A 15,052-nucleotide genomic window follows, 5' to 3' on the forward strand; every position below is an offset into this window, starting at 1 on the left:
CGGCGAAAATGCTTTTTGTACGAATTTTCGTATATAACTGCTCCTTAATGCCATTGACCGGAAGAGTTTGAACGATATTTCATACAAAATGCCCTCGTCCCCTCGCTTCACGGGCGCTTTTATACGATATTTCGTTCAAAATCCTGAATTCAGACGGTGCGGGAGGGATGTTGTGCGACTTTTCGTACAAAACTGCGACATGGAACCGTCCACCAAGCGGGGGTGGTTGATATTTCGTACAAAAGTCCGGCAACGCTGGGCATTTGATTTGACGACCTTTCGGGACAGCCCCCCTTATGTTCCCCTTCCCTACACTACGAATTGAACCGTTGTCCCGTCTGCCTCCACATAATCGATGACCGTCCGGTTCGTGCTCAGATCAAGCTGCAGCGTGCAGCGCAGCTCCCCCTTAGTCCACTCCAGCCAGACCTCATGGCTTGCCGATTCCAGTACACGGAAGTCACCGTTAAAGGCGTCGTACTCGTTGCGGAACCGGATCAGCGCAAGCAGGCGCTGGACCGCGCTTTTGCCAAGCGCCTGTTCGATCTCGCCTACACTAAAGTTCTGACGGTTGATCTCCCGCCCTTCTCCTGTGCGGCGAACCCCTTCTTCATCGTTCTCTCCCGCTAATAGCCCAACGTAATAGACCTGTGGGATGCCCGGAGCGAAGAACTGGATGGCCCGGGCCGCCAGATAAGCATCATCGTCGCTGTTCAGCACGGAATAATAGCTGCAGCGGATCTGGTGCACGTCGAATCCGTCCGCATCCTTATGCTCGTCAGAGACGATCAGACTTAGATTGGAGCCGCGCTCCAGACAGGTATCGACCAGCTTGCGCGCTGCTTTCGTGTCGATTAATCCGTCGAGATCAGGCTTGACGGGGATGCCGTCATGGCAGTCCAGCATCGTGAACTGCTTCGCAGGACGCGTGATCAGGTATTCCCTCAGCGCCTCCGCATTTTTATTAACGAGCGTATCCAGAATGCGATAAGGCAGAATGAAATCGTAAATCCAGAAGCCGTGCTCCGCCAGCTTATATTGAATGCTGTAGTGGGCATGGACCTCAGGCAGCAGCTCGATATCCAGCGAGTCGGCTAGCTCCTTGATCCAGTCCAGAAAGCCGTAAATCTCCGGCTCGACGAAGAAGCAGCTCGTTCCCAGCTTCTTGATGATGTAGCCCACGGCATCCAACCGCACAATCTTGACGTTGTTGTTGCGGAAGTTCTCGAAGATCTCGGTCAGCAGACGTTTGACCTGATCCGAATGAACGTCGAGGTCAATCTGCTCCGAAGGATCGGTTTTCCCGAAGGTCGTCCACACCTTCTCCTCTTCCCCGGTCTCCTCAATCGTGAACGTGGAATACGGCAAGGGACGGCGGAGAAACATTTTATCGATGTCGGCCTGAACGGGCTGCCCGTCCTCCCAGATTTTATCCAGCGTCAGGAATAAATCCGCATAGGGGGAGCGTCTTCCCTGCTTGAGGAAATCTTGAAAATACGCCGACTGCCGGGAAATATGATTGACCATCACATCCAGCAGCACATCATGCTTCGCCCCGATCGCCTTAATGTCTTCCCACGAGCCGAAGGCAGGCTCGATCTCAAAATAAGTAAGCGGAGCAAAGCCCCGGTCTCCCGAGGAGGGAAATGGAGGAAGGATATGAATCCCGCCCTTGAAAATATCATGAAAATGCTCATCGAGCACCTTTTTTAAGGTCTGCAGGCTCCCGCCCAGCGAGTCGGGATACGTAATCAGTTGTACTTGATTGTGAACAGCCATGACTCTCGCCCTCCTAGATTGGGTACTTCTCTTGGAATGTCTCAAGTGCCGGCAGCTCTACGACCGCCCCTGTATATTGCAGCTTGTACGCGCTGACCGCCAGCCCGAACTTCAGTGCCCGGCGAACCGGATACCCCTTAACAAGCGCCGCATAGAACCCGGACCAGAAGGCATCCCCTGCTCCCGTGGTATCCGTAACCTGCGTAGCCAGCGTCTCCAGCTTCACCGTCTCCCGCCCGTTCGAGACGAGCGCGCCGTCCTTCCCTAAAGTCAGAATGACCAGCTTCACGCCGAGATCCAGAAACCGCTGAAGCTGATTCTCCGGCGTGTCCTTCCCGAACAGCCGCTCGGCATCGTCCTCGGACGGCTTGGCGATATCGACAAGAGGAAGGATCGACTTGATATACTCAATCCCATCCTCTCCCTTCTCCCATAATGCCGGATGGTAATTGGGATCAAAGCAGACGAGAGTCCCGTTCTGGCGGGCGTCCCGGATCACTTGCTCCACGGCCGATCTTACCGGCTGTCTGGACAGAGGCCAGCAGGAGAAATGAACGATCTTCGTCCGGAGCAGCGCTGCACGCAATTCCTCCGTGTAGGCCAAGCGGTAATCGGCTCCCCGATAGAAGATCGGGACCGGCGTGGATTTGCTCTTGGTCACGACCACCAGGCTGGTTGCTTCATCCACCTGCTGTACGCAGCTCGTATCCATCCCGGACCGGCTTAAATGCTCCAGCAAAAATTGTCCAAGCCCATCGCTTCCCACCGCGGAGGCGACAAGCGGACGGATGCCCAGCCGCTTCGTGTTCATGGCGATATTCGCCGGCGAGCCGCCGAAATATCGGTGATAGGTGCCGTTCTCAAAGGAAACGCCGTAATCCTCTGAAATCATGTCCACCAGCAATTCGCCGACCGTTAAAAGATCCAGGTCTTTTTCTGCAAATTGCACACTATTCTCAAAATCAAACATGGGTATTCCCCCATTCATCTTCGATAGATACAGCCTCAACTCAGCGCCCCTGATTGTTTTTCTTGTAGGACATGGGAGAGGTTCCCGTTACATTTTTAAACAGCTTGGAGAAATAGAGGGAGTCCGTAATGCCGACAGAAGCCGAAATCTCCTGAATGTTGAGGTCCGTCTCCTGCAGCAGCACCTTGGCATTCTGAATGCGGATTTTGCTGATATATTCCGGGATTGACATCCCCGTGATCCGCTTGAAGTAACGGGAAAGGTACGAACGGCTGTAGTTGACGTGCTTGCACAGCATGTCCACATCAATATGCATGTAATAATTCTGCTCGATAAAAAGAACGGCCTGCTGCACCACGCTTTCGGAGCCTGTACGTGTGCCGGTCTCTCCGTAATGCTTGGCTCCCTGCTCCACCAGGTGAAAAATATGCAGCAGATAGCTGATGCACAACATCTGCCCGTCCCTCGCCTCCGGGAGCTCCTGGATCAGCAGCAGCATCTTGTTAATGATGGTAGGCGTCGTGATGCCCGCCAGGCAGCAATGATTAATATCCAGCCCCATCAGGCTCAGATAGTAGGAAGCATGCTTGCCGTTGAAGGAGACCCACATGATTTCCCACGGATCCTCGGGGTCGGCATAGTAAAAATGCTTCTCCCTGGGAATCAGGATAAACATATCCCCCTGCTTCAGCATTTTATTGACATGATCGCCTTGGGTTAAATAGCCCTTGCCGCTGAGGACAAAGACCATTTTATAGTTCTCAAGGATGCGCGGGCCTACGACATGGTCTTTGCCGCATTTCCGGTGGCCCGCCCAGGTAATGAAGGGGGCCTGCTCCATTTGTGTTTTTGTCGGTGAGTGAAAATGCTGTACGATATGATCTTCCATCTCTGCTTCACCCCAAAAGGTACCGTAAATTTGATGCTCTCACTCTATCGCACCGTTTTTTCTTTGTCAATTGATAAGAAAAGCCCCAAGCTGGGGCTGTGGCGGGGCTTAGCCCGGTTATTCGGCGCCGGTCACCCACTGCTCCGTGAAGGAGATGAACTTCATCGTGCGGCGGTTGCCGAAGGAATAGGCTGCATGCAGACTTCCGTCCGCAGCCTGCATGATGCAAGGATACTCGTAGCGGCGGTTGCGAATCAGGTTCTTATGACCGCTGAAGCCTTCGCCGGTCTCTACATGGCGGCGGTACGGCCACGTTCTGCCCTCATCCTCTGAAATAGCTACCGTAACAGGGCAGCGCTCGAACGGCCAGACGGTAATATCCGGCTTGTCATTGAAGCGCAGATCATTATAGATAATAGCAAGCTTGCCGCTCGCCAGCTTGATGGCGGAAATGCTGGAGTTGTTGTTCGGCAGCTCGGTACGCACCGGCTCCGTCCAGGTCTCTCCGTTGTCATCCGATTTCGCAAAATAAATATTATCCGCTGCGCGGCTACGGAAGAGTCCGATCAGCTTGCCCGGAGACATCTCGATCACGTTGCAGTGCACGCGGCCGCGGCTGCCGGGAACCTCGACGCTGCGCCATGTAGCGCCTTGATCATCGGAGATGTTCATGACCGTAATATCGCTGCCGTTGCGGGTATCGTCATTGAAGCAAATCCAGTTCTCGAAGATCCATCTTCCGCTCGTGAGAACCTGAATCTTCTGGCGGCAGAACGAGCCCTCCCGCGAGAACATCACCTCGGCATCTCCCCAAGTATACCCGTTATCCTTGGAAACCTTGCGGTAGATCTTGGAGGTGTACTGCAGGTTGAACTCCGGCGGCTCGTTAGCCGTACGGGCCCGCTGGGCCGTATACATCACCCACAGCTCGCCGTTTGGATGCAGGAACAGAGAAGGATTTTGCTCACTGTAGCCGTTATCGTCTGAGATTCTCGTGGCAGGCGTCCAGGCGTCCGAGCCAGCGTTCAGGCGGGACATCACGATGCTGACATCGGAGTTCCCTTCATCCGAGCCGGCAAACCAGACGCAGAGCAAATCGCCATTCGGGAGCTCCTGAAGATCGCAGGCATGGCTAGTCTCAAAATCACAGGGCAAAAGGGATTCTACCAGGCCGAGGCGGCGGTTGAAATAGAGCTTTCCGTCCTCGGTAAGGTCATTGATTTCGATCATCGGATTGTTTAACATAACGCGCTCCTTCTGTTCGTAAATTTTGGGGCTCACCGTCGGATTCCTTGCCTTCAAGTCGAGCTTACTTCACGGAACCGATCAGAATCCCCTTCTTGAAATACTTCTGTACAAATGGGTAGACCAGTACAATCGGCATCATGGCAACGAAGATCGCAGCAGCCTTCAGGTTGCCCGGATTCAGCATCACGCCGTTCTGGATAATCGTGCGGAAGGCGGTGTTTGAATCGCCCGAGCTGATGACCAGTCTTTTCAGCATCACCTGGATCGTCTGCAGGTCAGGACTTTGCAAATAAATGAGCGGCATCAAGTATTGGTTCCAGATGAACACGGCATAGAAGACGCCGATGGTGGCCAGGATCGGTTTTGAAATGGCGAGAAAGACCCGGCTCATAATCTGGAAATCGTTGGCGCCGTCAATTTTGGCGGCTTCTTCAAGCTCAGGCGGCAGGCCGTCCAGGAATGTTTTCGTAATAATCAGGAACTGCACGTTGATCGCATTGGGAATGATCATGACCAGCCAGTTGTCGACAAAGCCAAGCTTGTTCAGGACAATATAGGCCGGAATAATTCCCGCTTCAAATACCCAGGTGAATACGAACAGGCTCATGATCACAAAGCGGCCTTTAATCTGTTTCCGGGACAACACATAAGCTGTCATATACGTAATTATAAGCGCAACGAGCGTGCCGACCACCGTATAGATACCCGAGTTCAGCAGCCCCCGGAAAATGCCCAGGTTCGAATTCGTCAAAATATATTGGTAGGCTTCAAGGTTCGGATTCTTCGGAAAGAACACGACGTCCCCTGAGGCGATGCTTCTTCCGTCACTGATGGAAAGAAAGAATATATAGAGGAAAGGATACGTGCAGACAAGAGCGACCAATAACAGAAATAGATTGTTGCAGATGTCGAACAGGCTGATCTTCGTTCTCATCGTCCTTCTCCTTTCTCAGAATAGTCGCGTATCGGAATATTTAGTGGACAGCTTGTTAGTGCCGACAACCAGAACATAGGCGACAACGGATTTCAGCAAATTGACGGCCGTGCCGTAGCTGTATTCCGGGAATCCCGAGCTGGCGAAGGCCAGACGGTACACATAAGTCTGAATGACGTCGGCGGTTTCATAAACGCTTTGATTGTACATCAGCAAAATCCGGTCCAGATCGACCGTAAAGATGTTGCCCACGCTGATAATCAGCATGATGGCAATCGTCGGCTTAAGCGAAGGCAATGTGATATGAAGCATTTGTTGAAAGCGGCTGGCGCCGTCCAGCGAAGCCGATTCATAGACGGATGGATCAATAGCAGCCATGGCGGCAATATATACGATCGCCGAATAGCCGAAGGTCTGCCAGACCTGTAGCAATACATAGTTGGTGCGGAACCATCCCGGTTCAGCCATAAAATAGATCGTATCCAGACCAAAGCGGGTCAAAATATCGTTAACAAGGCCGGTCGACGGCGAGAGTAACGTATACAGAATACTGACCATAACAGCCGAAGAAATAAAATAAGGCAAAAAGCTCAGCGATTGCACGCTTCCTTTAATCCAGCGAACCCGAACCTCATTCAACAGCAAGGCGAACAGGATCGGAACAGGGAACGTGAACAGAAGGGAATAAAAAGCCAGTAGGACCGTGTTCTTGACAAGGGTCCAAATATAAGGGTCCTCAAAGATGCGCTGAAAATGGGCCAGACCGACAAAGGGACTCCCCAGCACCCCGCGAAAAGCACTGAAATCCTGAAATGCGATGACCATACCGCCCAGTGGAGCCAGCTTGAACAGGACCAAGCTGATCAAGCCAGGCAGCAGCATAAGCAGCAACAGCCTGTTTGTCTTCATATAGGTGAGAAAACGTTGAACCCATGTTTTCCGGGGAAGAGGCGTCATTCTTTCACTTGTTATCATTTTCTCCACCACCAATTTTATCTGAATTGTACCTTGTAGTTAGGAGCCGCGCCGTCCTTTGGGAGGATGGCGCGGCCGAAAACTGATGCTTATTTATACATAGCGTCGTAAGCTTCTTGCTGAAGGGCTACGATGTCCTTGTAACCAGCCGCTTCCATTTCTCCCAGGAAGGCGTCCCATTCGCTCATTGCGCGTTTGCCGGTAACGAATTGCGTCACGCCCGAGGTAACCGCCTCATTGACCTTGGCGGAGAGATCGGCTAATTTCTTCGATTGATCCGCTGTATAAGTCACCTGTACGCCGGTCTTCAAGCTCTCGTCTGTGAACAGCTCAAGTGCTGCATTGCGTACAAGCTCGGTGTTCCAGGAGTAGAACGCATCGTTATCAATCGGCTTGACGAAGGTGAGACGGTCATTCAGGAAGGACCAGCGCGGTTCGCCTGCAGGCGTTGATTCCTGCTCAGAGAAGTCCACGATGTACTGCTTCTGTCCGCCTTCTTCCTTGTAGCTTTCGCCTTCTACGCCCCACGATACGAGCGTTTGGCCTTCGTCAGAATAGAGATAATCCAGGAATTTGATGATCGTTTCCGCTTTGTCTTCACTGTCTTTGTTAACAACCATGGCTCTCAAGGTGTTGTACTGGGTTTCTGTCGTCTGAACGGAAGGATTGCCGTTCAGGTCCTTCAGATAAGGCAGGATAGCGATATTATAATCCGGATCGTTCTCCGGTCCGCCGTTATCCATGAACCAGGATGGACGAGTCAGGTAATCGTAGCTGAGGGAGCCTTGTCCTGTCAGCATTTTCGATTCCCAGCTCTCCTCTGTGCCGGAGCCTGCTACCCATTCCGGATCGATTAAGCCTTCATCATAAAGTGTTTTGTACCATTCCACCATTTTCTTGTAGCCTTCGGAATACAGATCCGTGCCTGTTTTGCCGTTGCCATACACGCCTCTGGATACGCCGTCATCATAATTAGCGGCTGCATTGAACGCGCTTTGGAAGCGGATGTAGCCTTCACGGCCGACCATCGGATAGTAGTTCTTATCATCCTTCCCATAATGCGCTTTCAATTTGCGCATGGCATCCGTCAATTCTTCGATCGTCTGCGGCACTTCGGTAACACCGGCCTTCTCAAAATGATCGGCGCGATAGAAGATAAAGTCTGCAAAGCGTGGAGCTTCGGCAACCAATCCAAAGATTTGTCCGTCATCATTGGTGATTAAGGTCTTATAGGTTGGGTTCGCTTCAATATAGCTCTTGATATTAGGTCCGAATTCATCAATGTAAGGTGCCAGATCGACGAATGCGCCTTGGGCACCGTATACGGTAGCCTGCGACACAGAAACAATGCCGGAATCAGGGAAGGTGCGGCTAATAATCTTCTGGTCGACGGAAGCATAGTACTCATCGTCATTGGATCCGCCGGGAACAAATTCGACGGTCGTGCCAGTCGCCTCTTCTACGTAGGGATACCACTTGTCCTCGTGCAGCCAGTTAATAAATTTATCGTGCATCAAATAAGAAAAGCTGCTGGTGGTTCCTTTCGTATTCCCATTCCCGCTGTCCGTAGTGTTTGTGTCAGCCTTTTGCGGCGAGCAACCGGCCAGTACGCTCCCTGCTGTAAGCAAGGCCGCGAAGACCAAATAAAACGCTTTCTTTTTTCTCACCCTGTGTTCCCCCTTATACTGTGATTTGAAATACTAGGAGTCTTTCTAAGAATAGTATCTCACGACCGAAGTAGAATATTAATGCAAAAATAGCTATAACTCATGGAAAGTTGCGCACAATGTCTTTTTTGTGCTACCTATTTTAAAAATAAGTTGCAAAATGCAATACATTTCACAAAATATTTACAGTAGGCCTCTTTCTACGTAACCGGTCACCATCCGGCGCACTTCCTCCAGTGCCTGAGGCGTTAACGGAGCCACGGGCCGCCGGGCCGGACCCGCCGATAAACCGATCTCATCCAGCACCGCTTTCAGTACGGAAGGCAAGGTGCCCAGCGAGAAGGATGCACGCAAATCCCGGAGAACGCGCTGTGCCTGCTCCGCCTGCTCATATTCTCCGGCGCGCCAATGCTCATAAATCGACGTCACTGCAGAAGGGAAAATATTGGCTGTTGCCGCTATAGCCCCCGTGCCTCCCGCCATGAGCGTGGACAAGATGAGCGAATCCGTTCCGGCAAGCACGGAGAAGGATTCCGGCGTACGATCAATCAATTGTAAAATGTTATCGAAGCTGCCGCTGCTGTCCTTGATACCAACCACATTCGGCAATTCCGCCAGCTTGGCCACCGTCTGCACGCTAAGCGTGTTGCCCGTGCGGGCAGGAATCGTGTACAGTACGATGGGCAGTGAGGTATCTCCTGCAACGGCTTCAAAGTGATATTGAAGCTCCGGCTGCGTGTAGGTCAGAAAATAAGGCGTAATCACGGAAAGCGCATCAACTCCCGCCTGTTCCAGTCTTTGCGCAAGACGGCGGGTTTCGTCCGTTCCGGCACAGCCTGCCCCGGCATATACGGGTACGCGACCGCGGGTCTCATCGACCACAATTTGTGCTACCTCCAGCTTTTCTTCAAAGGATAAATTAAAGAATTCACCGTTGGTTCCCAGGCAAAAAAGTCCGTGCACTCCAGCTTCAATATAACGGTTCACCATCTCCCGAAGCGCCTTCTCATTAATGTCCTCCCGCTGATCCAGCGGAGTGACCATCGCAGGTATAATTCCCTTCACTTCCAGCATTGTCATCAGCCCTCTCCTATTGTTTCATGCATCTTGAAGTTCAAAGAACAAAATGTCCCTCGACACGCTTACTTCGGGGCAAGCTCGACCGCGGAGCGAATCGCCTCCAGCATACTTCTTTCATCCGCAATGCCCTTTCCTGCAATATCAAAAGCCGTGCCGTGATCCACGGAGGTACGGATGATGCCGCCCTTCAATCCCACCGTGATATTTACGCCAGCCTCAATGCCCAGTACCTTGACCGGCGTATGTCCCTGGTCATGATAGCAGGCGACGACGATATCGAAGTCTCCCCGCATGGCTCGGTAAAAGAGGGTGTCAGCCGGAGCCGGACCAAAAACATCCATCCCTTCCGCCTGCGCTTTCTCTACGGCAGGAACCAGCTTCTCTTCTTCCTCCCCGTTGCCGAACAAGCCGCCCTCTCCCGCATGGGGATTGATGCCGCACAGGGCGATACGCGGATTGGCATTCCCCGCTGTTCGCAGCACTTGATCCGCGAGCTTCAGTACCTTGTAAGTCCGCTCCGGCGTAATCAGCTCTACAGCCTTAATCAACCCGACATGCGTCGTCAAGTGGATGACCTTGAGGCGATCCGTGGACAGCATCATCGAGAAATCCTCGGTTTCCGTCAGCTTGGCCAAAATTTCGGTATGCCCGGGAAAAAGATGCCCCCCCTTATGCAGGGCTTCCTTATTCAGCGGTGCCGTACAGATTGCCCGGACCTCGCCAGCCTTGGCAAGCTCAACGGCCTTGGCAATATAATGGAACGCTGCATTTCCCGCCGCAGCTGACAATTGCCCGAAAGGCACCGCTTCCGGCAGAAGCTGCAGATCGATGCAATCGATGCTGCCTTGCTCGAACAGCGCATCCTTGACTTCCGCTATGGATCGAATGGTGAGATCCCCCAGGCCGGAGACGGCGGCTGCCCGCTTCAAGCTCTCCATATCGCCGATGACAACCGGCTGGCATATCTCGTAAACATTCGGGTGTGATAACGCCTTAACAATAATCTCGGGTCCAATACCCGCTGCATCTCCCATTGTAATGGCAATAATCGGCTTCATTATGTCACACCTTTCTGTAGTGTATTCACGGAGCGCACCAGAACCTGATCGCTTCCGAAGGCTCCTGCTTTCGTAATAATGTATCTGCCCGATTCGCCCTGTGTCCGTCCAAGCGGAACTCCGTTCTCAACTTCATCAATGAGCTTGATCTCGACATCGCTTAAATGGCGGCAGACCTGCTTCGCGGTATCTCCTCCGGTCAGCACCATATGGCGGATTCCGCATTCGGTGATAATATCGGCAGCTAATCGGCCAAGCTCCGCACTGATGCGCTCGCCGACTTCCGTTGCGTTCAGGCCGTTGTCATGCCCAAGCCTGCGAACCCGTTCGACCTCGTCCGGATCGCCGGATGTATAGAGTGCCACATGCTTTCCCTCCCGGGAGATAACACGGATGGCAAGCTCACGGACCCGGTCCAACTCCATCCTATAGGAGCTCGGGAAGAGCAGCTTGTCTGATTCAACAACAATCGCATAGACACGTTCTTCCTTCACCAGCTCGGTTAACTGGCGCCGCGACCATGGGTTAACGCTGCCAACGACAATAATCACATTATTCGAATGGTAATACAAGGAATTTTGAATAGGTGCTGCTTCTATTTGGAGAGACTTCTCTAGGACCACACCCGCTTGCTCCGAGGCTTCTCTCATACTGCGAAGAATTTGCGCTGTCAGCGCACCCGCCAAGCCTGCGGATCCGGCCCATACCACCTTCGGGCCTTGGGGTTCAACGGGGAACAAAGATGCGATCAGGTTCAAATCATCCTCATGCTCCGCATCGAACACCAGATAGGGAATGCCGGATTGGCGATGACCCGCAATCAGTTCATCAAGCAGAGCCCGCCCGCCTCTCAGCCGTTCCAGCGAAATAAAAGCTGCCGGGTAACGGCTTTGCCGCTCCAGAATGGCTGAGAACGCCGACTCTGTTGCGGGATGCTTCGGATCATGAGCCATTTCCGTCTCGTGCAGCGGCCTCCCGTTCACATACATAATTCCGTTCGTCAGCGTGCGGCCGGCTCTTGGAAAAGAAGGGGCGATCACGATAAAATCAGGCTGCAGTGTTTCATAGACGGCATCCAGCTCACTGCCGATATTTCCGCGAAGCGTGGAATCAAACTTTTTATAAATGACGGGCGGTGAGGCTTCCCCGCCATGTCCCAGAAACAGGCATACATCCTTGACTTTCTGATAAGCCTCCAGGGGTGGAAGGGAGCGGCTATCGGTATCAAACACAACCGCCTCCTGTTTCCCGCCGCCCGTCTTCAGCTCAAGCAGTACAGAAGTGGCCAGACCCTGCCGGGCCATTTGCACACCCGTATCGTTCGCCCCGGTCAAATCATCCGCGATGACGGCGATGTTCATTTTCTAACCCCCCTCCATACAACAGCAACCATACAAGTAAGAAAGAACACTGCTTTGGGCAGCAGTCCTTCAATGTTATTTTTCTTTTAATTTGCGCCATAGGGTCGAGCGATTAATCCCAAGCCGCTTGGCTGCCAGCGACTGGTTCATGCCCTCCTGCTCCAGCACGGTCCGAATGATGTCCCGCTCAATATCCTCCAGCGGCTGACGCAGATTCAGTTCCTCCTTGCCAGGAGCCGGTGACAAACCGCTGCGGGCTTTCCGGCTTCCTTCCTCCAGCAGCGTCAGCGCTTCCGGTTCAATGAAAGGACCTTCCGCCGCCATTACAAAGAGCTCCATGACCGTACGCAGTTCGGTAAAATTACCTTGCCATGGATGCGCAAGAAGCGCCTCCATCACTTCCCCTCGGATCCCCGCAATCTGCTTGCCCTGCCGTTCATTCGTCCAGATCAGGCACGCGCGGATGCTCCGCTCCAGCCATGGCGTCTCCCGCAGGGCCGGAAGCGAGATGCTCTGATTCTGAAAGCTGCGCAGCAGCTTTCCGGCTAGCTGTTCTTCTTCAGCAAGGATTTCCGGATCCTTGTCAAACAGAAGCACCGTCTTCATCTTGCGCTTGACGATGAACTCCGCCAGCTCTCTCTGTTGCTTGGCGGATAGCAATTCCGCCCCTTCTATGATGGTAACGCGCCCGCCACCGTACAGCATCAGCTCCATCATGGCCTTCAGCACCTCTTCTGTCGGTCTGCGGATATGAAGGCAAAGGATACCGTCCCTTGATTCCGAGAGGTTCGCATTGATGACGTAGCGCTTACGGCCGCTGCCTTTTTCGCCGTATACGACGGCAGGGTAAGACTGAAAGCCCGTCTCTTGCCCCGCTTCCTCCTGATAGGAGAAAAAGGGAGCGTCCGCCAGCAGGTAGCTGGCCGCAAGGCCGCTGTGCTCCGGCTCTTCCTCTGAGGCGAGCAGCATATACAATTGGCGTTCATCCGCAGCAGGCAGCAATTGCGCCCGCAGATACAAACCCTGATCAGGCTCATAAACGGATGTCGTCCGATCAAAGTCCGCTCCCCGGCTTACATCTCTGAGCATTTCACGCAGACCCGGGTACATGGTATACAGCGTATCCGCCGTTTCAGGAAGCTTCAGCAGATGCTTGAACGACGTGTTGGCGAATTCCAGCTTGCCGCCTTGGTCCGTTGCCGCATATCCACCCTTTAGCATGCTCAACATGGACTCATACATTTCATTTTTCAACTTCAGCTTCTCAGCTGATTTATAGAGCTGACCCGCCCGAGAGAACGCTTCCATCAAAGACTCTTTGCCAGAGGTGATTAACACGCCCTGGAGTCCGTTCTCCGCGGCCATTTTAACTGTAATACTGTCGCCAATGACAACCTGGACGCCTCGCGCCTTGGCATCTGCCAGGGCAGCGCCGACCTCCTGCTCCCGATGGATAACCGTATATGAAATATCGACCTCCATCAAGCTGGATACGGACATGAAGCCTTCGATAATGTTAGGAAATCCGATCATTTCACATTTTGCATTATAGCCTTTTACCAGCGTCAGAATTCGCAATATATCGAATCCCGAAACGGGAATTTCCACTACCGGCAGATAGGAATGCTGTTGCAGCAGCTTCGCCGTTCCACCCCGGCTGATAATGACATCGTAGCCTTCCGCATGAATGCGGCCAATCAATGGCAGCACCCTCGACAGATCTCCATGCTCCACGACAATTTCAAATTCTTGCAGCTCCTGCTGCAAACTCAGCGTTAACTCGGACAACCCCGGGTAAGGAGCAATGACAATTGTTTTAATTTTCATACAACGATTCATCCTTGTTTTTTTATGCCATTATAACCCAGTCGCCTTGTTTTAGGCAGTAATAAACCGTTCTCCAAGGGAGCCTTAATGAAACAACTTGCCGTATACCGCGCCAATATCCTCCAGCGTCATCTTCTTCGGATTGTTGCCCATCAGACGGGTTACCTGTGAAGCCGCGAGCGAAAGCTCCGGAATATTCTCGCGAGCAGCCCCGAAGAGCGCCAAATCCTGAGGAATATTCATCTCACTCGTCCATAGCCGAATTTGCTCAATCACCCGCTCCGCATCGCGCTGTCTGCCCGCTCCGGTCTGAAGTCCCATCGCTTCGGCAACAAGAGCCAGCCGTTCCACAATGGCATCGAAGTTAAATTCCATCACGTGAGGCAAAAGCATGGAATTTGCCACTCCGTGCGGTACATGAAATTTCCCGCCGATCGGATAGGCCAAGGCATGCACTGCCGCCGTTCCGGCACAGGTGAGGGCCATTCCTCCATACATAGAGCCGATCAGCATCGCCTCCCGCGCTTCCCTGTCTTCTCCGTGGTGATAGGCCTGCAGTATGCTTGCAGAAATATTGCGGATGGATTCAAGCGCAAACATGTCGCTAAAACGGTTAGCCTTATTGGAAATAAACGATTCCAGCGCATGAGTAAAAGCGTCCATTCCCGTCGAAGCTGTAATATCACGCGGCAAACCAAGCGTTAGCAGCGGATCTAAAATGACAAGCTCAGGCAGCAAATAGCGGCTGACTACGCCGATCTTCAATTCTTCCTCCGGCAAAGTCACAATGGCGTTAGGCGTCACTTCCGAGCCTGTGCCCGAGGTCGTAGGAATCAGTACCGTCGGAACGCCGGGATTCGGGATTAGATCCGTCCCCAGCATTTCCCGGACAGAGAGACTATTCGTTTTCATGACTGACAGCAGCTTCACAACATCCAGAACACTGCCTCCGCCGATTCCGATCATGGCATCGCAAGGAACTTCAGCTATCGTGCTGTAGAGCTCTTCAAGCTGCGTGATGGTCGGTTCCGGCTGAACATCGGTATTCCAGTGAACGGCAATACCGCCGCTCTTCAAGAGACTTGTAACCTCATCCAGCGTACCATTGCTTTGAAGAAAGGGCTGGGATACAAGCAGCACGGACTTAAGAGAGCCTAGCCTTTGCAGATGCTCCACAATCCGCTCCAAGGAGCCGCAGCCCGCGACAATGCTTCGAGCCGTTTGAAAGAAATACTGTTCCATCTTATCTTCTCCTCTAGATGTC

Annotated in this window: 12 protein-coding genes; all 12 read right to left on the bottom strand. The window is 52.8% G+C overall.

Features of this window, described 5'->3' with window-relative positions:
- Positions 1-309: 309 nt before the first annotated feature.
- Positions 310-1,779 carry a sucrose phosphorylase gene (gtfA, locus tag TX85_RS20020; RefSeq protein WP_044481523.1) on the bottom strand — a complete coding sequence of 490 codons (1,470 nt, stop codon included), beginning with the start codon at positions 1,777-1,779 and terminating at the stop codon, positions 310-312.
- A 13-nt stretch (positions 1,780-1,792) separates the two neighbouring features.
- Entirely contained in the window at positions 1,793-2,749 is a 957-nt protein-coding gene (locus TX85_RS20025) for a carbohydrate kinase family protein (protein WP_044481525.1), read from the bottom strand.
- Between the two features lie 40 nt (positions 2,750-2,789).
- Positions 2,790-3,638, bottom strand: coding sequence for an AraC family transcriptional regulator (locus TX85_RS20030; RefSeq protein ID WP_044481526.1), 849 nt, complete (start codon positions 3,636-3,638; stop codon positions 2,790-2,792).
- 117 nt (positions 3,639-3,755) lie between these two features.
- The gene (locus tag TX85_RS20035; protein WP_044481702.1) at positions 3,756-4,868 is read right to left on the bottom strand and encodes a sialidase family protein; all 1,113 of its coding nucleotides are present in this window, start codon (positions 4,866-4,868) and stop codon (positions 3,756-3,758) included.
- Positions 4,869-4,947: 79 nt separating this feature from the next.
- Positions 4,948-5,820, bottom strand: a complete 873-nt coding sequence (locus tag TX85_RS20040) for a carbohydrate ABC transporter permease (protein WP_044481527.1) — start codon at positions 5,818-5,820, stop codon at positions 4,948-4,950.
- Positions 5,821-5,835: 15 nt separating this feature from the next.
- Positions 5,836-6,729 carry an ABC transporter permease gene (locus TX85_RS20045; protein ID WP_199558844.1) on the bottom strand — a complete coding sequence of 298 codons (894 nt, stop codon included), beginning with the start codon at positions 6,727-6,729 and terminating at the stop codon, positions 5,836-5,838.
- Between the two features lie 155 nt (positions 6,730-6,884).
- Positions 6,885-8,462 (bottom strand): extracellular solute-binding protein, encoded by a 1,578-nt coding sequence (locus tag TX85_RS20050; protein WP_044481529.1) that lies wholly within the window; start codon positions 8,460-8,462, stop codon positions 6,885-6,887.
- A gap of 183 nt (positions 8,463-8,645) precedes the next feature.
- A complete protein-coding gene (dapA, locus tag TX85_RS20055; RefSeq protein ID WP_392391855.1) occupies positions 8,646-9,536 on the bottom strand; it encodes a 4-hydroxy-tetrahydrodipicolinate synthase in 891 nt (296 codons plus the stop codon).
- A 68-nt stretch (positions 9,537-9,604) separates the two neighbouring features.
- Positions 9,605-10,600 (bottom strand): 4-hydroxythreonine-4-phosphate dehydrogenase PdxA, encoded by a 996-nt coding sequence (gene pdxA, locus TX85_RS20060; RefSeq protein WP_044481531.1) that lies wholly within the window; start codon positions 10,598-10,600, stop codon positions 9,605-9,607.
- Positions 10,600-11,961: a four-carbon acid sugar kinase family protein gene (locus TX85_RS20065; RefSeq protein WP_044481532.1), complete on the bottom strand. Its 1,362-nt coding sequence runs from the start codon at positions 11,959-11,961 to the stop codon at positions 10,600-10,602. Before TX85_RS20065 ends, pdxA begins: the two co-directional genes overlap by 1 nt.
- 75 nt (positions 11,962-12,036) lie before the next feature.
- On the bottom strand, positions 12,037-13,788 hold the full coding sequence (locus TX85_RS20070) for a sigma-54-dependent transcriptional regulator (RefSeq protein ID WP_044481533.1): 1,752 nt from the start codon (positions 13,786-13,788) through the stop codon (positions 12,037-12,039).
- Positions 13,789-13,872: 84 nt separating this feature from the next.
- Positions 13,873-15,030 carry an iron-containing alcohol dehydrogenase gene (locus tag TX85_RS20075; RefSeq protein WP_044481534.1) on the bottom strand — a complete coding sequence of 386 codons (1,158 nt, stop codon included), beginning with the start codon at positions 15,028-15,030 and terminating at the stop codon, positions 13,873-13,875.
- Positions 15,031-15,052: the final 22 nt, after the last annotated feature.

Source organism: Paenibacillus antibioticophila (assembly GCF_000455265.1).
Taxonomy (GTDB): Bacteria; Bacillota; Bacilli; order Paenibacillales; family Paenibacillaceae; genus Fontibacillus; species Fontibacillus antibioticophila.